The sequence below is a fragment of the Catenuloplanes japonicus genome (assembly GCF_000717135.1).
Taxonomy (GTDB): domain Bacteria; phylum Actinomycetota; class Actinomycetes; order Mycobacteriales; family Micromonosporaceae; genus Catenuloplanes; species Catenuloplanes japonicus.
In genome coordinates this window covers 191,341-210,215 of record NZ_JNXY01000029.1, presented here as the reverse complement: position 1 = coordinate 210,215, position 18,875 = coordinate 191,341, and the positions used below count along the sequence as shown (strand labels likewise).

Genomic DNA, 18,875 nt, shown 5'->3' with positions numbered 1-18,875 from the left:
ACGCAAGACCGCGCTGATCCTGGCCGCGCTCGGCATCTTCGGCGCGTCGCTGTTCTTCGGCGACAGCATGATCACCCCGGCCATCTCCGTGCTCTCCGCGGTGGAAGGACTCAAGGTGGTCCAGCCGTCGCTGGAGCCACTGATCGTGCCGATCACCGCGGTCATCATCGTGATGCTGTTCGCGGTGCAGCGGCGCGGGACCGCCTCGATCGGCCGCGTCTTCGGGCCGGTGATGATCGCCTGGTTCACCGTGATCGGCGGGCTCGGCATCGTCGGCATCACCACGCGCCCGGAGATCCTGAAGGCGCTGTCGCCGACGTACGCGCTCGGTTTCCTGGCCGGGCATTTCGGGATCGCGTTCTTCGCGCTGGCCGCCGTCGTGCTCGCGGTGACCGGCGCGGAGGCGATCTACGCGGACATGGGCCACTTCGGGCGCCGTGCGATCAGCCGCGGCTGGCTGTTCCTGGTCCTGCCCGCGGGCACGCTCAGCTACCTGGGCCAGGGTGCGCTGATCCTGGAGGATCCGGCGAACATCAGCAGCCCGTTCTTCCTGCTGGCGCCCGAGGCGGCCCGGCTGCCGCTGGTGCTGCTGGCGACCGCGGCGACCGTGATCGCGGCCCAGGCGGTGATCACCGGGGCGTACTCGGTGGCGTCGCAGGCCGGGAAGCTCGGCTACCTGCCACGACTGCGCATCGCGCACACGTCGGAGTCGTCGATCGGCCAGATCTACGTACCGTGGATCAACTGGCTCCTGATGTTCTCGGTGCTGACCCTGGTCTTCGCGTTCCGCAGCTCGGCCGCGCTGGCCTACGCGTTCGGGATGGCCGTGACCGGCACGATCACGATCGCCACGCTGCTGTTCCTGTACGTGGCCCGGCACCGCTGGGGGACATCGCTGTGGCTGCTCGGCGCGCTCGCGTTCGTGCTGCTCGGCGTGGACCTGCTGTTCGTCGCCGCGAACCTCACCAAGCTGGTGCACGGCGCCTGGCTGCCGCTCGCGATCGCGCTGGCCGCGTTCACGCTGCTGACGACCTGGCAGCGCGGCCGCCAGGTGGTGACCGCGGAACGGGAGCAGATCGAGGGCTCGCTGCGTGAGTTCGTCGAGGAGGTCCGCGCGGACACGGCCGGGATGCCGCGGGTGCCGGGCACGGCCGTTTTCCTGAATCGCGGCAAGCGGACCGCGCCGCTGGCGCTGCGCGCGAACGTGGAGCACAACCACGTCCGGCACGAGCACGTGATCATCATGTCGATCGAGACCGAGCCGGTGCCCCGCGTGCCGGCTCATGAGCGGATCACCGTGGACGACCTCGGCTACGCCCACGACGGGATCTTCCACGTGGTCGCGCGGTTCGGCTACATGGAACGCCCGGACGTTCCCGCGGCGCTGCACATGCTCGACCCGGAGACGACCGAGGGCCAGCTGGACATCGACGACGCGTCCTACTTCCTGTCCAAGATCGAACTGCGCGTCGGGACCGCGCCGACGATGGCGCTGTGGCGCAAACGCCTGTTCGTGGCCACGTCACACATCACGGCGGACGCAGCCGAGTATTTCCGCCTGCCCCGCCACCGCACCGTGATCATGGGGTCGCACATCGAGGTCTGACGGCCTCCTCGCGTGCGACGCATGTTTCCCGGCAGCTCGCGTTTCCCGGGCAGCTTGCGCCGACCGGGAACCGCACACCGCGCGGGCGTCTACTCCTTGACCCCGATGCTTTCCACCGGCGGGATCATGAGCAGGCGGCCGATCGGCAGCACCGTGGTGGCCAGCGCCAGCACCGTGGTCCCGCCGAGCACCGCCACCCAGCCGAGCGGCGGCACATACGGCACCGGGTCACCGGTCAGCGCGTTGACCACCGCGACCAGCGTGCCGGCCGCGATGCCACCGCCGATCACCAGCGCCACACCGAGCAGCCCGGTCTGTTCCGCGTGGACCATCCGCCTGACCTGCCCGGTGGTGACGCCGGACAGGCGCAGCAACGCCAGCTCCCGGCGCCGGGACAGCGCGGCCATCACCATCGTGTTCGCGGCCGCCAGCACGGCGTAGCCCACCATCATGCCGATCAGCAGCTTGTTCATCCAGGCGTTGACCGCGAGGTCCGCGGCGAGCTGCCTACTGAGTTCGGACGAGGCGACGACCACGCTGCCGGGGTGGCGGGCGGCCAGCGCGGCCAGCTCCGCGTCCCCACCCGAGCCGCGGATCAGCAGCTGATCGTCGAGGCCGCGCGCGGCGTGCCCGTCGACCACCTGCCGGGGGAGGATCACGTCGCCGAAGCCGAGCGCCCGCTGGTAGACGGCGGCCACCCGCAGGCTCACCGGTGTCCCGTCCCCGAGTCTCAGCTCCGCGACCTCACCGACGGCCCAGCCGCTGCTCGCGGCCTGCATGGCAGAAACCGCGATCCCATCGGTACGCATGTCCGCCAGACTCCCGGCGAGGACCACCGGGTCGAACGTGGTGACGGCGTCGGCGCCGGAAGCTGACTGCCCAGCGCCGGTTCGTCCCGGCGCAGTCTGATCCGCCTCGGGCTGCGCTGCGCCGGGCTGCGCTGCGCCGGGCTGCGCTGCGCCGGGCTGCGCTGCGCCGGGCTGCGCCGCGCCGGGCTGCGCTGCGCCGGGCTGCGCTGCGCCGGAAGGCCGCGAGCCCGGCTGCTCGGCAATGGCCTGTGCGGAGACCACCTGCGCTCCGATGATCACTGACGTGTGCCGGATGCCGGTCACCGCCTCCACGCCCGGAATCCGCGCGGCCTCGGCCGCCGCCTCTGCCGGAAGCCCGGCCGGGGAGATCAGCACCCGTTCCGCGAGCGTGCCGTCACGGACCTGGCTGATCGTCTGGCGTTGCAGGTTGTCCTGGAGGAACCAGATCGAGCCGCCGAAGCCGACCGCCAGCACCAGCGCGGTGAGTACCGTGGTCATGCCCTGCGCGTTCGCGGTCAGGTTCCGGCCGGCCAGGTAGCCGCTGTCGCCCCACACCGCCCGCAGCGCGGGTCCGAGCAGCCACGCGCTCACCCGGTTGATCCACGGCCCGAGGAACGCCACCGCGATGATGAACAGGAACAGCATGCCGAGCGCGCTCCCCAGCGCGGCCGACGGATCCCCGCTGATCGTGAACACGCTGGTCAGTACCGCCCCGGCCGCGGTCAGCACGCCGCACAGCGCACGGACGACACCGCTGCGCGCGGGCTCGCCGGCGGCCTCGCCGAGCGCCTCGCTCGGCCGGATCCCGGTGATCCGGCGGGCCGCGATCAGCGCGGAAAGCATCGCCACCAGCACGATGCCGAGCACGGCGACCAGTGAGGACAGCACACCGGAGGTCATCGGGAACCCGGCCGGGAGGAACCCGCGCTCGACGAACTGGCCGTGCGTCCACGCGGTGGCCGCGATCCCGGCCGGCACCCCGATTACGGCGGCGACCAGGCCGATCAGTGCGGCCTCGGCCACGATCATGCGGCGTACCTGTCCCGGCGTGGCCGCGATCGCCCGCAGCAGCGCCAGGTCCCGGCGCCGGTGCCGGACCGACAGCCCGATCGTGCCGGCCACCACGAACGCGACCAGCATCGCCACATAGCCACCGAGCGACGCGCCGATCCCGATCAGCAGCTCCTGCGCCGACGCGTTCTCGTCCCCGGGCGCGCGCACCTCATCCGGCAGGTAGACGGTGGCGACCGCGCCGGCCTGCGCGATGACCGCCCCGATCGCACCTCTGACCTGTGCGAGATCCGCCCCCGGCACCGTGCGCACCTCGATCGCGCCGACCTGTGCCGGATTCCCCGCCACAGGCAGCCCGGCCGACATGCCATCCGGACTGTCCGCGGCGGCCGTCGCGCTGCCCGGCCCGTCTGCCGCGGCTGGTGCGCCGCCGGGCCCGTCTGTGGCGACTGAAGCGTCACCCGGCCCGTCCGTGGAGACCGATGCGACCCCGGGCACCGACCGCAGAAGCGAAGCCAGCCCCGCCGGTACCGTCCCGCCCTCCGGCAGCACGACCGTCTCCTCGCCGATGATCAGCGTCCGATTCGCCACCACCAGGTCCGCGTCCGGATACAGGCCCGGCCCCGGCTCATACCGGACACCCGACTCCACCATGGCACCCATCGTGGACAGGATCATGACCCCCAGCGCGAGCGCGATCAACGTAGCGATCGCACTGCCGAGGCGGCGGCGCAGCATGCGTGCGGCAAGCATGATCATGGCTCAGGCCGCCGTCTGCGGCGTGCGGCCGATCGCGGCGAGCTCCTCGGCGATGCGCCCGGCGCCCGGCTGCGGCAGGTCGCGCACGACCAGGCCGTCGGCCAGCACCATCACCCGGTCCGCGTAGGAGGCGGCCACCGGGTCGTGCGTCACCATGACCACGGTCTGGCCCTGCTCGTCCACGGTCGCGCGCAGCAGCGTCAGCACCTCGGCCGCGGTCTGCGTGTCGAGCGCGCCGGTCGGCTCGTCGCAGAAGATCACCTCGGGGCGCATGGCCAGCGCCCTCGCGATCGCCACCCGCTGCTGCTGGCCGCCGGAGAGCGCGGACGGGCGGTGTCTCAGCCGGTCCCGCAGCCCGACCCGGTCGATCACCTCGGCGATCCACGCCCGGTCCGGCCGGACCTTGGACAGGCGCAGCGGCAGCAGGATGTTCTCCTCCACGCTGAGCGCGCCGATCAGGTTGAAGGCTTGAAAGACAAAGCCGATGTGGGTACGCCGCAGCGTCGTCAGCGCGGTCTCGGAGAGCCCGGACAGCTCCGTGTCGCCGATCCACGCCCGGCCCGACGTGGGCCGGTCCAGGCCGGCCGCGGTCTGCAGCAGCGTGCTCTTGCCGGACCCGGACGGCCCCATCACGGCCGTGAACGTGCCGCGCGCGAAGCTCGCGTCGACGCCGGCCAGCGCGGTGACGGTCTGCCCGTGCGCGCCGTAGACCCGGGTCAGTCGCTCTACCCGTACCGCTGATGTCATGGCCTTTGCTCCTTTGCGTTTCTGCTGGTGCGGACACCGGAAACGTTATGCAGCAAGGCTTTCGCGCCCCATGCCATCAGCTGCCCAACCGGGGTAGGGATCTCCCTACCCCGGTTGGGCACGCCTGCCGGTGGATCAGCGGTGCGACCGCAGCCAGGTGCGGATGTCGGTGACGACGCGCTGGTCCGGCTCGCGGAACTCCGGGGCGAACTTCGGCGTGATGTTCATGGTGTGCGCCATGCCCGGGTAGATGATGATCGTGTGGTCCCGGTTGCCGGCCGCGGCGACGGCGGCGTCCGCGGCGAGCGCGGCACGGGCCGGGGTCTGCAGGTCGTTCTCGCCGTTGAGCAGCAGCGTCGGGCCGGTGAACGTCGGCAGCGCCTCGGTCACGGTCGGGAACTTGGCGATGTCGGTGACGTAGGCCTTCAGGTCCTCCAGGCCGGGCACGTCCGGGTAGTTGTCGATGCCGGTCGCGGCGCGCAGCACCGGTCCGGCCTCGGCGTCGATCGCGATCTTGCCGTCGTGGTCGGCGTCCGTGGCCGGGTCGAGCAGCACCGAGCGGAACTGCTCCGCGGCCTCCGCCGGCAGGCCCACCAGACCGTCCGTGGACTCCACCGCGGTCAGCTGCCCGTCGGCGTCCACATCGAACTCGTCGTGCATCTGCAGCAGCAGCCGGCCGTAGAGCTGGAGCGTCAGCAGCGTGCGGATGTCCTTGCCGACCACGCCCATCGCGATCACGCCGGCCGGCTTCGGGATGTTGTACTTCGCCGGGTCGGACGCGAGGTTGGCGGCCACGTTCGTACCCTCGCTGTGCCCGAGCAGGTAGATCTTCGACGCGTCCACGTTCGGCTGCGCGGCCGCGAACCGGATCACCGAGGCGGCGTCCTGCTGGATCTGGTCGTACGGGTTCTCCGGGTTCAGCTGCGCCGGGTCCGTGCTCTCCACCGGGCCGACGTCGGTCACGCCGCGCTTGTTGAACCGCAGCGTGGCATAGCCCTCCCGGCTGGCCCCCTGCGCCAGCGGCACGAACGTGGAGCCGCCGTTGTCCGGCAGCGTCTGGTTCATGTCGTTGCGGCCGCTGCCGTGCAGCATGATCACCAGCGGCAGGCGGCCCTTGGCCCCGGCCGGGACGGTGAGCTCGGCCTTGGTGACCCAGCCCTTGCCGAAGTCGATCTGGACCTGCTTGCGGACGATGCCGTTCCAGCCGGACTGCTGGTTCGCGGTCACGGCCGTGCCCTGGATGACGTCGGCGTTCGCCACACCCACGCCCCCGGCGAGCACGGCGGCGGCGGTGAGCGCGACGGCCAGTTTGCGGTGCTTTCTCGCTGTAGTCATGTGAATAACGCTATTCGCGGACTCCGTCCGCATCGATCCCCTCTACTGCCCAGCGGTGGTACAGCCTGCGCTACCTCCGGGTGCGATCGAGGGCCCCCGAGCAGGTCTGGGACCGCACGCCGCCGGCGGGCAGTCCCGGCTTCGTGCCCGGCACCCCCACGGTCTCCGCCACGCCGCCGGCCTGGTCGCACGCGCAGTACCTGCGCCTGGCCCGCAAGACTCCTCGACCAGCCCGCCGTCGTGGCCGAGCGCTACCTCTGAGCTGCCGGTGCGGCCTCGGTGCCGAGCAGGACCACGGTCGCGTCCGGGCCGAGGCCGAGGCGGGCGCGGGCCTGCGGGTCGGCCAGCAGCGCGCGGGCGGCCGCCAGCGTGGACGCGCCGCTCGGCCCGGTGGTGGGCAGGTCGGCGACCGCGCGGGCGGCGTCGGCGTCGGTCACGGTGACGGCCGCGTCGAGCCCGTCCCGCAGGAACGGCCAGGCGATCGCGGAGACGGTGCCGCAGTTGAGGCCGGCCATGATCGTGTCCGCGGTGGGAACCGTGACCGGCTCGCCCGCCTCCAGGCTGGCCAGCGTGCAGGCGGCCGTGTCCGGCTCGACGCCGAGCACCACCGTGGGCAGCGCGTTCCCGCGCACGTGCGCGACCGCGGCCTGCGCCAGCGAGCCGACGCCGACCGGCACCACGATCAGGTCCGGCGTGACGGACGCGGTGATCTCCGCGAACAGCGTCTCGTAGCCCTCGACGATCCACGACGGGATCTCCGTGTAGCCGGGCCACGCCGTGTCCTGGACCAGCACCGCGTCCGGGTCCGCGGCGGCGTCCGCGGCCGCACGCCGTACCGCCTCGTCGTAGTCGCCGTCGATCCTGGTCACCCGCGCGCCCTCGCCGGCGATCGCGGCCACGACCGCGTCCGTGGCGACCGCGGGCAGGAACATCCGCGCGGGCAGGCCGAGCAGCGCGGCCATCCGGGCCACGGCCCGGCCGTGATTGCCGTCGGTGGCGGTGACCAGCGTGAGCGCCCCGGCGGCCCGCTTGAGCGCGTCCAGCGTGAGCGGCCCGGTCAGGTCCGCGCGCGCGGCGATCAGGCGTGCGGTCGCCCAGGACGCACCCAGGATCTTGAAAGCGGGCAGCCCCAGCCGGTACGACTCGTCCTTGACCAGCATCCGCCCGACGCCGCACGCCGCGGCCAGGTCCGGCAGGTCCAGCAGCGGCGTCGGCGCGTAGCCGGGCAGTCCCTCGTGGAACGCGCGCGCCCCGCCGCCGGGCCGCGCGCACCGCCAGGATCGGGCCGTGTCATTGAGGTACAGGCTCATGTGACCACGGTGGCGGACGGACGATTGAACGGTCCAGCGAATGTTTTCGAGGGGTACCGGTAAGCAGGAGTAACCTGTCGGCGTGCTGGACGTGCGTAAACTGCGGCTGCTCCGCGAGCTCAAACACCGGGGCACGCTCGCCGCCGTCGCGGCCGCGCTGTCCTACAGCCCGTCCGCCGTGTCCCAGCAGCTCACCCAGCTGGAGGCGGAGGCCGGCGTGCCGTTGCTGGAACAGGTCGGCCGCCGGGTGCGCCTCACCGCGCAGGCCGAGATCCTGGTCGCGCACACGGAGGTGCTGCTGGAACGGCTGGAGCTGGCCGAGGCCGACCTCGCCGCGTCCGCCGTCGAGGTCACCGGCGTGCTGCGCGTCGCGACGTTCCAGACCGTGGCGCTCACGCTGCTCCCGCCCGCGCTGTCCCGGCTCGCCGAACGCCGCCCGGGCCTGCGCGTGCACGTCACCGAGCTGGAACCGCCGCAGTCCATGCCCGGCCTGATCGCACGCGACTTCGACCTGGCGATGGGGGAGGAGTACCCCGGGCACCCGCTGCCCCGCCTGCCCGAGCTGGAGCGCGCCGAGCTCACCGAGGACCCGCTCACGCTGGCCGCGCCGCCCGCCTGGGGTGCGACGACCGTGGCCGACCTGGCCGCGCGCCCGTGGGTGATGGAACCGTCCGGGTACGCCTCCCGCGTCTGGACCACCGGCCTGTGCCGGGCCGCCGGCTTCGAGCCGGACGTGCGCTTCGAGTCCACGGACCTGCTGCTGCACGCACGGCTGGTGGAGACCGGGCACGCGGCCGCGTTCCTGCCCCGGCTGATCGGCGCCGGCCTGCCGCTGTCCGGCGCGCCGACCCGGCGGATCTTCACCGCGGTACGCCGTGGCGCGGGCCGCCGTCCGGGCGTGATCGCGTTCCGCGAGGCGCTGACCCACGCGGCCGGTTAGACCTCCTCGATCCGCGCGATCACCTTGTCCGCGCTGCGGTGCAGCGTGCGCAGCTCGTCCGGGTCGAGGACGTCGATGAACAGCTTCCGCACCTGCGCGACGTGGCCGGGCGCGGCCTCCGCCAGGTAGGCGTGACCGGCGTCGGTCAGGATCGCGTGCATGTAGCGCCCGTTGGCCGGATCCGGCTCGCGGGTCACGAAGCCGCGCTTCTCCAGGCGGCTGACCAGGTGCGACAGCCGGGACAGCTCGACATTGGCCAGGACGGCGAGCTCGCTCATGCGCATGCGGCGCCCCGGCTGGTCGGTCAGTCCGGCCAGCACGTGGTACTCGATGAAGCTGAGCCGGGAATCCCGCTGGAGCTGCCCGTCCAGCGCGCCGGGCAGCCGCTGCAGCAGCTTCATGAACCGGCGCCACGCCGCCAGCTCCTCGGCGCTCAGCCAGCGCGGCTCCTCGTGGTCGGACATCCGCTCAGCGTACAAGCGCGGCTTTGACTTGAATTTTCAAACGTTGTAGTCTTTGGCTTGAAATTTCAAATGAAAGGGAGGTGTCGTGATCGACTCCGATGACCGGCTGCGCGTCGTGTTCGCGGACCTGCGCCGCGCCGTCGACGACGTGATTCTCAAACACCAGGTCACGCCCGCTGAGCTGACCGCCGTGCTCGGCTGGGCGCAGCGGGTCGCCGACGCCGGCGAGCTGGGATCCCTGCGCGTGCTGTTCTTCAAGACCGTGCTGCGCGCGACCGAGGGCATCACCTACGCGCACCCGGAGAAGGACGGCGCCAGCAGCTGGGACATGGGCGGTTCCGCCTACCGCCCCGGCGCGCCGATCCTGCCCACCCCCGCCGTACTGCCGATGCGCCCGGACGAGCCCGGCGAACCGCTGATCGTCTCCGGGACCGTGCGCACCACCGCCGGGGATCCGGTGCCCGGCGCCGTGCTCGACATCTGGCAGATCGACGCGAACGACGTGTACTCCGGCATCGACACCAGCGACTTCCTGCCGCTGCACATCCCCAACGACTCCAGCGGCATCCCGCGCTGGAACCTCCGCGCCAACGTCGTCGCCGGGCCGGACGGACGCTACGAGTTCCGCACCGTCATGCCCGGCACCGAGACGCTCGGCCTCGACCCGGGAGGGCCGCTCGGCGCGCTCACCGAGGCGCTGCAGACGCCCGGACTACGCCCGCGGCACATCCACACGATCGTCACCGCGGACGGCTGCCTGCCACTGACCACCCAGCTCTACTTCGACGGCGATCCGCTGGTCGACGCCGCCATCGAGGGGCCGGTCCCCGCTTCAGCGGTCCGGACCACGGTCGTCCACGACGGACATCGCACCCTCCACCACGACTACGTCCTCCGCACCCGCTGACCTCGGAGCACCACATGCGCGCACTGCACGTACCGGCCGCCGGCGAGAAGCCGCAGATCGGCGTCGTTCCCGTCCCGGCCGTTGCCTCGGGGGAGGTGCTGATCCGGGTCCGCGCCGCCGCCCTGAACCCGATCGACGGCGCCATCGCCGCCGGCGTCCTCGCCGGCATGCTCCCGCACTCCTATCCGGTCGTCCTCGGCCGCGACGCCGCCGGCATCGTGGAGGCGGCCGGCCCCGGCGTCACCCACGTCGTACCCGGCGACGAGGTCTTCGGCCACATCCCGCTCACCCCGCCGATCCAGGCCGGCACGCTCGCGGAATACGTGGTGCTCCCCGCGGCCACGGTGGTGGTGAAACCGGCCGGACTCACCTTCACCCAGGCCGCCGCGCTCCCACTGGCCGCCGCGGCGGCGTCGCAGGCGGTCGACGCGATCGGTGCCCGCGCCGGTCAGACGGTGCTGGTCAACGGCGCGTCCGGCGGCGTCGGCTCGTTCGCGGTCCAATTGCTCGCCGCCCGCGGCGCCACGGTCATCGCCACCGGCGCCGACGTGGCCCGCCTGACCGCGCTCGGCGCCACGCTGGTCGTCGACCGTGCTGCGGGCCCGGTCGCGGACCAGGTGCTGGCCGCCCATCCGTCCGGCGTCGACGCGCTGATCAACCTGTTCGGCCGCACCGACGAGGACGTCCCGCTCGCCGCCCTCCGCCCGTCCGCCCCGATCGCCACGCTCGCCCAGGCCCCCGCCCCCGGCGCCGGCCGCCCCATCCACAAGATCATGGCCACGCCGCTGCGCGAGATCACCGCCCCGCTCGCCCTCCAGGCCGCTGCCGGCACCCTCACCGTCGACGTCGTCACCGTCATCCCCCTCGACCAGGCCACCGACGCCCTCACCACCATCACCACCGGCCACGCCCGCGGCAAGACCGTGGTCACCTTCCCGTAGCACCCCTACCGTCCAAAACCACATATCAACATCTAAAAGCGGATTTTCCCACTTCCGCCGTGGTTGCGGTCCGCACGCTCCCGCGGGCACCGGTCCCGCGCCACACCGGCCCAGACCAAACCCCGCCGCCCGCTCACCGCCACGCCTCGCTGCCCTGCGCCCGCTTCCGTGTTTCGCTGGCGATAGTTCAGCGGGCCGTGTCCGTAGTGGGTCCTGCCCGTCGCCTTCCGCCCGCTCCCGTGTTCCGCGGGCGACGGTTCAGCCGGGGCCCGGCCGCGTAGGTGAGGTCGGCCGCCGCGTCCGCAGGCTGGGGGAGTCGGCCGCGTCCGCAGAAATGGGGCGGCGAGCGGGGGCACGGACGTCTGCGCGCGCCGGCCACGTCCCGCCCGAAATTTCTATATAAAGGACGTTCTATCGGTCGGCTGCTGGCGGCGCCGTCAATGCCGCCCGAGGCCGCGCAGGCAAAAGGATCATTGAGTGTCACGAAAAGGCTGTCGATCGGCCTCCCAGACCGCCTTTTCGTAACACTCAATGATCCATTGGGGCGGGGGAGTGCTCCGAGCTGAATTTGATCTTGTGCTGCCTCGGCTAGGGATGGCGCCTTGTCGTGAAATTTCGGGCGCGGAGCGCCTGTTGATCAGTCCGGCCCTGTTCCTGAGCGTGTCTCGATCGGCGCGAGTGCGGCGGGGTTGCGTGTCTGGTTCCGGAACGCGCGTTGATGGGCGTGAGCGGGGTGAGGGCCGCGTGCTCTTACCGGTGTGGCGCGGGACTGGCTCCGATGCCGGGAGGCAAGCGGAGCGCCAGCGGAGTCTTGGCGTACGGCGAGGTTTGCCCGCGGGAGCATGCGGACCGCGACCACGCCGGAAGCGGGAAAGTGACCTGGGTCTTGATCTTCGCGAAGCGAGCGGCATGCCACCCGCCGCGAGCGCGTCAGGGTCGGGATCTGGGGTCGTCCCCAGGCAGGTTCAAGCGCCGAAGAGGAAGGTCAGCGCGATGGTGGCGGCGTTGTGCAGGCCCGGGGCAGTGCCGATGACCATGCCGAGGATTTCGCCGATCGCGCAGCCGGTCAGGCAGTGCAGCGTGGCGGGGGCGGCGGTCCCCCAGGTGGCGCGATGTGCCATGCCGTAAACGTACCCCCTGGGGGTATAGGCTCGCCCCCATGACGACATTGCGGGAGGCGGCCGCGCTGGCCGTGCCGGAGCGCGGGCTGGCGGTCGTGGCGACGCTGCGGGCGGCCGGGACGATTCAGTCCTCGCTGGTCAACGTGGGAGTGCTGGCGCATCCGGAGACCGGGGCGGAGGTGCTGGGATTCGTCACGTACGGGAAGGTGAAGCTGGCGAATCTGCGGGTCAGGCCGCAGGTCACGACCACGTTCCGGGCGGGCTGGCAGTGGGCCGCCGTCGAAGGGGTGGCGGAGCTGGCCGGGCCGGACGACGCGCGGGACTGGCTGACGGCGGAGCGGCTGCGCGGCCTGCTGCGGGACGTCTTCACGGCGGCGGGCGGCGAGCACGAGGACTGGGACGAGTACGACCGGGTGATGGCTGATCAGCGTCGTGCCGCGGTGCTGATCAGCCCCACCCGGATCTACAGCAACTAGAGTCGCGCGGCGCCGGCGGCGGCCGCCTCGTCCACGGCCGCCTCGTGACGCTGCTCGGCACGCTCCTGCGGGTTGTCCGCACGGTCGGCCGCGGCGGCGCGCTTGGCGGACGCGGCAGCGGCGGCGGTCGCCGGGGTGTCGCCGACCACGCCGCCACGGATGCGGTTGTTCGCGGCGACCTGGGCGGCCGGGTTGTTGCGCTGCACGGTCAGCGAGCCGTTGATGATGTTGTCGTCGACCGTGACGCCGCCGGTGGTGTTCGTGATGCTGACGTTGCCGCCGAAGTAGCCGCCGGACGCGCAGCTGTCCAGCGGGCCGTTCGGGCCGACCTGCACGCCGCCGATGTTGCCGGCGAACGTGGAGCGGCCGGCGACCGCGCTGCCGCAGATCACGCTGCCGGTGCTGCTGTTCAGCACGGAGAGCGCGCCGTCGACGAACGAGTCGTGCAGGTCCGTGTAGTAGGTGCCGGTGGTGTTCAGCGAGCCGGTGACGGTGGTGCCCTTGTCCAGGCGGACCTCGCCCGCGTTCGCGTTCACCGAGCCGGTGATCGTGGACGTGTCCGCGAACAGGAACGTGTCGATCGTGGACGAGCCCTTCGCCTTGACCGTGACCGCGCCGCTGTCCGACTCCTGGAGGTAGACGCCGTAGCCGCCGGACGCGACCACGACGTCGCCGCGCACGGTGCTGTTGCGCGCGTCCAGGTAGCCGTCCGCGGCCACGTCGACCTGGCCGTCGACCCGGCCGCCGTCGACGACCAGGTTGGCGCCGGCCGCGACGGCTACGTTGCCGGTGATGATGGTGCCGGTGAGCGCGCAGGACTCGCCCGGCGGCACGTAGAGGTCGTTCGGCACGGTGACGGCGCCGCCGGTGCCGATGCAGTAGGTGGTCAGGCCGGCGCTCGCGCTCGGCGCGGCCCCCAGCACCCCGGTGGCCACGGCCGCGGTGGTGACAAGAGCCATGGTGACGGTACGTCTCATCGCAGGTCTCCCGTGTGGTGTCATGAGCCGATGGACGAGCGGGCGGCAGCGCGCACGATCGTCCCTGCCTGGCGGGTGGTGAGGGTGCCGGCGGTGACGAGCCCGTTGGTGACGGTCTCGACGTGCCGGACGAACGCGGCGTGGGTCGGGTAGGCGGCGCGCTCCGCGATCAGGTCGTTGATCGTGCAGCCGGCGCCGGTGTCGCGGTTGACGACGCCGGTGTCGACGCCGTCGATGATCACGGTGTCGCGCAGGTCGGAGTCGGGGCAGTTGTCCGTGCCGTCCGGGACCACGGTGAATTCGAGCGTGCCGACCGTGGAGACGTTGCCGGCGTTGTCGGTAGCGCGGTACCGCACGGTGTGCGTGCCCGGGGCGGAGACGCGGAACGGCGCGGCGTACTCGAGGAAGTCGCCGCCGTCGATCGCGTACTCGACCGTGGCCACGCCGGAGCCGGCGTCGGAGGCGCTGATCGTGACCAGGACGGTCGACGTCCCCTGAGAAGAGGCCGTGACGGTCGGCGGAGTGGTGTCCGGGTCGGGCGGGGTCGCGATGGTGAAGTGCGACATCTGCTCGGCGGACACGTTGCCGGCGTTGTCGGTGGCCCGGTAGTGCAGCATGTGCATCCCGGCCGCGCTGACCACGACCGGCGCGGTGTAGACGGTCCACGCGCCGCCGTCGAGCTGGTACTCGATGGTCGCCACGCCGGAGTCGTCGTCCGTCGCGCTCAACGTTGCGGTCACGGGCCCGGCATAGCTGCCGTCCGGGTTGCGGTCGCCGACGAGCGCGATCGCGGGCACCGGCGCGGTCACGTCCTCGTCCGGTTGCGGCGCCACGACCGTGAACTGCACCGAGCCGACCGCCGACTCATTGCCCGCGTTGTCGGTGGCGCGGAACTGCACCGAGTGGTCGCCGAGCGTGGTGACCGCGACCGGCGCGGTGTAGGCCACCCAGCTGGTGTCGTCGATTTGGTATTCGACGGTGTCGACGCCCGATCCGGTGTCCGTGGCGTTGACCGTCACCGTGGCCGTACCGATGTAGGCGCCTGAGGGGTTCTGGGGTCCGGAGACCGTGCCGGTGACCGTGGGCGGCGTGGTGTCCGGCTCGCTGGGACCGTTCGTGACGGTGAACTCGCCTACCATCGTGCTGTGACCCGGAATTGTACAGAAATATCGGTATTTACCGGGGGTCAGTGTCACGGTCGCGGTGTGCCGGCCGTTGTTCGCGTCGAACGGGTTGGCCAGGATGTTCAACGCCACGTCGTGGTTGTAGCCGGGCGTGTCGGTGTCGAAGGTCAGCGTGTGCGGCATACCGACGTTGTTGCCGGTGGCCGTGCTGTTCTCCCACACGATGGTGGTCTCGCCGGCCACCGCGCTGGTCGGCGCGGACTTGTACCGGGTGATGTCGCTGTCGGCGGTCCAGGTGAGTTCCTGCACCGCGGCGTAGGCGGGGACGGGGACGGCGAGGCTGGGGGCCAGCACGAGCAGCAGCCCGGCCAGCGCCACCCCGGTACGCCGGAGCACTCTTCGAACGGACATGGCACCTTCCTGGGTGGAACGCGGGGCCGGCCGGAGCCGGCCCCGCTCGATCGGAAGAGCTAGAGCGACCGCACCCGGACGTTGCGGAACTCGGCTACATCGGCGTCGCCGTGGTTCTGCAGGCCGATGTGACCCTTGAGGAACTGCCGCAGGTCGGTCGGAGGATCTCCGGCCCGCGACGACTGCTTGCCCGGCGTGTTGTCGAACTCGTTGATCACCACGCCGTTGCGGATGATCGTGTAGTGCTGGCCGACGACCTTGATCTCGTAGTCGTTCCAGACGTTCTTCGGCGTGGCTCCGGCGTTGGCCAGCGGCTGCGGGTCGAAGTTGTAGATCGACCCGGTCTTCTGGACCTCACCGGTCGCGCCGTCGTAGATCTGGACCTCGTGGCCGCAGTAGATCGCCACCCAGGCCTGCGAGGAGGCCGCCGATCCGGTCCGCCCGCACTCCGGCCGCTGGTCGAGCGGGGTGCGCGGGTCGGGGAACCGGGTGAACACGCCGGTGTTGGCACGCGTCTCACCCGCGGACACGTCCCGGAACTGCAGGCGGAGCGAGAAGTCGGCCAGCTCCTTGGTGTGCCAGAGCATGCCCAGACCGCCCGTGGTGCGCAGGTTGCCGTCCGGCTGGAGGACGAACTGGCCGGACGGGGCCATCTCCCAGCCGCGCAGCGACTCCGGCGTGCCGTCGAACAGCGCCTCGTACCCGGTGGTGCCGGGCAGGCCGATCGGCGAGGACGCGGCCGCGCGGGTCAGCGCGCCCGACTCCCGGGCGGTGATCGTGCCGGCCTTGGCCAGCCGGTCCGCGATCGTGGTGACGTCGCGGACGAAGCTGTCGTGGTCGGCCCAGACACCCTCGTCGTCGATCAGGTCGTTGATCGTGCACGCGCCGCCGACCTGCTTGTTCGGCACGCCGGTGTTGGTGTCACCGACGAAGACGCTGGTCCGGGTGTCCGGCGCCGCACAGGCCGCGGTGACGGTGGACTGCACGGTCACGGTCTCACCGTCGGCGTACGTCACCGTGTGCTTGACCGTGTAGGACCCGGCCGCGGCGTACACGTGACGGGGGTTGATCTCGGTGGAGCTGGTGCCGTCGCCGAAGTCCCAGCGGTGGCTGACACCTCCGGAGGAGGAGCCGTTGAACGCGTAGGTCAGCGCCTTGTTCTGCACGGCGACACTTGCGGTGGACGGCACCGGGCTGGCCGGCTTGCCGATGTACGACACCTTGATCAGCTTCTGCACATTGCTGAGGCTGAAGAAGCCGGTGCCGTAGTCGAGCATGTAGAGCGCGCCGTCCTTGCCGAACTTCGCGTCCATCCAGGCGTAGAGCTGGTTGTCGGCCGCGCCGGTCGGCAGGATCGCCCGCAGCGTCTCCGCGAACGGCGGCGGCGACTGCGTGGGCACGCCCGCCGGGTCCACGGTGACCGCGATCCGGTTGGCGCCGTTGGACTCGTCACCGACGAGCCACTTGTCGTCCCAGTATTTCGGCCACGCCACGCCGCTTGCCGCGTCGACCTTGTCGTAGTGGTAGGTCGGGCCGGACATGACGGCCTGACCGCCACCGCGCACGTACGGCTGGGTGTAGGTGGCCTGCGACGCGATGTACGACGGGATGCCGTTCTCGCGCAGCGGGAAGACCGGGCCGCCACCGTCCGGCGAGTACCAGATCATGTTGTCCCGGGCCGGCGGGATGTCCGTCAGGCCGGTGTTGCGCGGCGACTCGTTCTTCAGGTTGTTGCAGTCGTACCAGCCGGTCAGCTGGGTCGCGTCCGTGGTGCTGCGGTCGCGGTACGGCTGCCGGTTACCCATGCAGTACGGCCAGCCCTGGTTCCCCGCCGAGGTGAGGATCGTGGCGGTCTCGTACTTGGCCGGGCCCAGCTCCGGGTTCGGCGCGGCGGCGTCCGGCCCGACCCAGCCCGCGGTCAGCCACTGCCGTTCCTCGTCGATCTGCAGGCGCGAGATGTTCCGCACGCCCATCACGTAGATCTCCGGCCGGGTCTTGTCCGTGCCGGGCGGGAACAGGTTGCCCTGCGGGATCGAGTAGGTCCCGTCCGCCTCCGGGTGGATGCGGATGATCTTCCCGGCCAGGTCGTTCGTGTTACCGGACGTGCGACGCGCGTCCTGGAACGAGATGCCCGCGTACTCCTTGGTCCAGTTGTTGCCGGAGTAGCCGGACGAGCCCTCGGACGAGTTGTTGTCGCCGGACCCGATGTAGAGGTTGCCCTTGTCGTCGAACGCCATGCCACCACCGGCGTGGCAGCAGCTGTGGATCTGCACCGGGAACTTCAGCAGATCCTTGCGACTACCAAGATCAAGAGAGCCGTTGGCGTACGTGAAGCGGCTGACCGTCCGCTCACCGACCCGCTTCTCCCTGTCGATCGAGGCGTGCGGCATCCAGTAGACGTAGACCCAGCCGTTCTCGGCGAACTTGGGGTCCGTGACGATGCCGAGCAGGCCCTCTTCGTTCTTGACCAGCTCGTCTCCGCTGCCCCGGTTGCCCATCACCGGCAGCGTCGTCAGAAGCTTCACGGCCTTGGTCTTCGGGTCGTACGTGTGGATCGTGCCGCAGCCCAGGCCCACGTTCGGGTTGGCCCAGTCCACGACCGGTCCGCTCGGGCAGGCCGCCTTGCCGACGTAGAAGATCGTGCCGTCCGCCGCCACGGTCAGCCCGTGCGGCTCACCGATCTGGTCGAGCTGCCCGGCCTGGTTCTGCGGCGTCAGCCGCTCGATCCGGTAGTTCGACGCGATCGTCGCCTGGCAGTCGCCACGCACCCGGCCGGACGTCCAGTTCAGCGCGCCGGTGAGGTGCTTCTTGAAGACGTCCTCGCCGTAGCTGCCGTCGGTGTGGCCCATGCCGGTGTAGAAGGACCGGCCGCCGTCGTAGTCCCGGCACCAGGAGATCGGGTGGAACGCGCCGTTCGCGTTCGCGCCCGGGCTGTAGTGCCGCTCCTCGACCTGCGCGACCGTGTGCACGGTGCCCAGCGGGTTCGGCTCCCAGTTGTACCAGCGGTCGGACCGCTTGACGGTCAGCGGCAGGCCCTTGGTGGCCGGGTGGTCCCGGTCCAGGATGTCCACCACGGACTCGGCCACGGCCGGCGACGGGGGGAACGTGCTCACGCTGCCGAACAGCTTCCAGTCGGCGAGCTGGATCAGCGGCTCACCGCTGTTCGCCGTGATGTTCAGACGCCAGAACTTGTACGTGGCCGGCGCCGCCAGCTGGTACCGCTTCGCCTGGAACCGGCCGGGGAAGTCCTCGTTCGTCTTCCGGTCGACGTCGGTCCAGGTGCCGCCGTCCGCGGAGCCCTGCAGTGTCCAGTCCCGCGGGTCACGGCCGTCGAAGTCGTTCGCGGACGTCAGCGAGTACGCCGAGATGGTCTTCGCGGCGGACAGCTCGTAGCGCGCCCAGCCGGTCGTGGCCCGGACCAGCCACTTCGTGTTCGGGTCGCCGTCCGCGAGCTTGACCGCGGTCTCGCTGGGCGGGTTCTCCCCGCTCGCGGTGACCGCGGCGACCGCCTCCGCGCCCGCGCCCGCGGGCCGGGTGCCGATCAGGCCGGTGAACCAGGTCGAGTCCAGCTGCGCCTTGGCCGCGTCGCCGACGCCGAGGAAACCGTTGCCGGCCTTGACGTAGGCCTGCAGCGCGGACTCCTGGCCGCTGGTGAGCGTGGCCCCGGTCGCGCTCAGGAACACGACCGCGCGGTACTTCGCCAGCTCGGACTTGTTGAAGACGGCCGGGTCGCTGCTCTCCGCGACCGTGAGACCGTTCTGCGTACCCAGATCCTTGATGGTCTGGGTGGCCTTCGCGACCGGGTCCTCCTGCTGGGCCGCGGGGCCGTGGAAGACGAGCACCTGGTCCTCTGCCGGGGCCGCCTGCGCGACAGCGGCCTGCGCCGCTTGCGGTACAGGCCCCAGGAGCAGGGTGACGGCCGCTGCTGCGGCCAAGC

General features: G+C 71.4%; 14 protein-coding genes. 5 read left to right on the top strand and 9 right to left on the bottom strand.

The annotated features are described in order from the left end of the window. Positions 1 to 1,606: potassium transporter Kup (locus OP04_RS35315; protein WP_033344238.1), on the top strand; the 1,606-nt coding region annotated here is incomplete at its 5' end. 89 nt (positions 1,607 to 1,695) lie between these two features. Here OP04_RS35315 and OP04_RS35310 read toward each other — a convergent pair. The 4 genes from OP04_RS35310 to OP04_RS35295 form a co-directional block, all read right to left on the bottom strand. Then, positions 1,696 to 4,185, bottom strand: coding sequence for an ABC transporter permease (locus tag OP04_RS35310; protein WP_033344237.1), 2,490 nt, complete (start codon positions 4,183 to 4,185; stop codon positions 1,696 to 1,698). Positions 4,186 to 4,188: 3 nt separating this feature from the next. After that, positions 4,189 to 4,932: an ABC transporter ATP-binding protein gene (locus OP04_RS35305; RefSeq protein ID WP_033344236.1), complete on the bottom strand. Its 744-nt coding sequence runs from the start codon at positions 4,930 to 4,932 to the stop codon at positions 4,189 to 4,191. Between the two features lie 135 nt (positions 4,933 to 5,067). After that, entirely contained in the window at positions 5,068 to 6,267 is a 1,200-nt protein-coding gene (locus OP04_RS35300) for an alpha/beta hydrolase family protein (RefSeq protein WP_033344235.1), read from the bottom strand. Between the two features lie 251 nt (positions 6,268 to 6,518). After that, positions 6,519 to 7,577, bottom strand: coding sequence for a diaminopropionate ammonia-lyase (locus OP04_RS35295; protein ID WP_033344234.1), 1,059 nt, complete (start codon positions 7,575 to 7,577; stop codon positions 6,519 to 6,521). Between the two features lie 82 nt (positions 7,578 to 7,659). Between OP04_RS35295 and OP04_RS35290 the strand changes: the two genes are divergently transcribed. After that, positions 7,660 to 8,517, top strand: a complete 858-nt coding sequence (locus OP04_RS35290; protein WP_033344233.1) for a LysR family transcriptional regulator — start codon at positions 7,660 to 7,662, stop codon at positions 8,515 to 8,517. On the opposite strand, the gene OP04_RS35285 is transcribed toward OP04_RS35290, so the two are convergent. Next, a complete protein-coding gene (locus OP04_RS35285; protein ID WP_033344232.1) occupies positions 8,514 to 8,981 on the bottom strand; it encodes a MarR family winged helix-turn-helix transcriptional regulator in 468 nt (155 codons plus the stop codon). The genes OP04_RS35290 and OP04_RS35285 overlap by 4 nt on opposite strands. 85 nt (positions 8,982 to 9,066) lie before the next feature. Here OP04_RS35285 and OP04_RS35280 point away from each other — a divergent pair, with 85 nt between their 5' ends. Next, positions 9,067 to 9,888 carry a dioxygenase family protein gene (locus tag OP04_RS35280; protein ID WP_198154086.1) on the top strand — a complete coding sequence of 274 codons (822 nt, stop codon included), beginning with the start codon at positions 9,067 to 9,069 and terminating at the stop codon, positions 9,886 to 9,888. 14 nt (positions 9,889 to 9,902) lie between these two features. Further along, complete coding sequence (locus OP04_RS35275) at positions 9,903 to 10,829, top strand: NADP-dependent oxidoreductase (protein WP_033344231.1); 927 nt, start codon at positions 9,903 to 9,905, stop codon at positions 10,827 to 10,829. A gap of 965 nt (positions 10,830 to 11,794) precedes the next feature. Here the strand turns inward: OP04_RS35275 and OP04_RS52340 are convergent. Beyond that, positions 11,795 to 11,950 carry a DUF4396 domain-containing protein gene (locus OP04_RS52340; protein WP_232323858.1) on the bottom strand — a complete coding sequence of 52 codons (156 nt, stop codon included), beginning with the start codon at positions 11,948 to 11,950 and terminating at the stop codon, positions 11,795 to 11,797. A gap of 38 nt (positions 11,951 to 11,988) precedes the next feature. Here OP04_RS52340 and OP04_RS35270 point away from each other — a divergent pair, with 38 nt between their 5' ends. Then, positions 11,989 to 12,426, top strand: a complete 438-nt coding sequence (locus OP04_RS35270) for a TIGR03618 family F420-dependent PPOX class oxidoreductase (protein WP_033344230.1) — start codon at positions 11,989 to 11,991, stop codon at positions 12,424 to 12,426. Here the strand turns inward: OP04_RS35270 and OP04_RS53905 are convergent. Genes OP04_RS53905 through OP04_RS35255 form a run of 3 tightly spaced genes read right to left on the bottom strand, consistent with a single transcriptional unit; the run spans position 12,423 to position 18,873 of the window. After that, complete coding sequence (locus OP04_RS53905; protein ID WP_033344229.1) at positions 12,423 to 13,403, bottom strand: hypothetical protein; 981 nt, start codon at positions 13,401 to 13,403, stop codon at positions 12,423 to 12,425. The two genes, OP04_RS35270 and OP04_RS53905, sit on opposite strands and share 4 nt — an antisense overlap. A gap of 20 nt (positions 13,404 to 13,423) precedes the next feature. Continuing rightward, entirely contained in the window at positions 13,424 to 14,938 is a 1,515-nt protein-coding gene (locus OP04_RS35260) for an OmpL47-type beta-barrel domain-containing protein (RefSeq protein WP_063746742.1), read from the bottom strand. Between the two features lie 59 nt (positions 14,939 to 14,997). Beyond that, positions 14,998 to 18,873: a ThuA domain-containing protein gene (locus OP04_RS35255; protein WP_232323857.1), complete on the bottom strand. Its 3,876-nt coding sequence runs from the start codon at positions 18,871 to 18,873 to the stop codon at positions 14,998 to 15,000. Between the last annotated feature and the right edge of the window lie 2 nt (positions 18,874 to 18,875).

What these genes read in the sequence shown, in the direction of transcription:
- OP04_RS35305 (WP_033344236.1), bottom strand. Translation starts at nt 4,932, where the DNA reads ATGACATCAGCGGTACGGGTAGAGCGACTGACCCGGGTCTACGGCGCG.
- OP04_RS35295 (WP_033344234.1), bottom strand. Translation starts at nt 7,577, where the DNA reads ATGAGCCTGTACCTCAATGACACGGCCCGATCCTGGCGGTGCGCGCGG.
- OP04_RS35310 (WP_033344237.1), bottom strand. Translation starts at nt 4,185, where the DNA reads ATGATCATGCTTGCCGCACGCATGCTGCGCCGCCGCCTCGGCAGTGCG.
- OP04_RS35260 (WP_063746742.1), bottom strand. Translation starts at nt 14,938, where the DNA reads ATGTCCGTTCGAAGAGTGCTCCGGCGTACCGGGGTGGCGCTGGCCGGG.
- OP04_RS53905 (WP_033344229.1), bottom strand. Translation starts at nt 13,403, where the DNA reads ATGAGACGTACCGTCACCATGGCTCTTGTCACCACCGCGGCCGTGGCC.
- OP04_RS35300 (WP_033344235.1), bottom strand. Translation starts at nt 6,267, where the DNA reads ATGACTACAGCGAGAAAGCACCGCAAACTGGCCGTCGCGCTCACCGCC.
- OP04_RS35270 (WP_033344230.1), top strand. Translation starts at nt 11,989, where the DNA reads ATGACGACATTGCGGGAGGCGGCCGCGCTGGCCGTGCCGGAGCGCGGG.
- OP04_RS35285 (WP_033344232.1), bottom strand. Translation starts at nt 8,981, where the DNA reads ATGTCCGACCACGAGGAGCCGCGCTGGCTGAGCGCCGAGGAGCTGGCG.
- OP04_RS52340 (WP_232323858.1), bottom strand. Translation starts at nt 11,950, where the DNA reads ATGGCACATCGCGCCACCTGGGGGACCGCCGCCCCCGCCACGCTGCAC.
- OP04_RS35275 (WP_033344231.1), top strand. Translation starts at nt 9,903, where the DNA reads ATGCGCGCACTGCACGTACCGGCCGCCGGCGAGAAGCCGCAGATCGGC.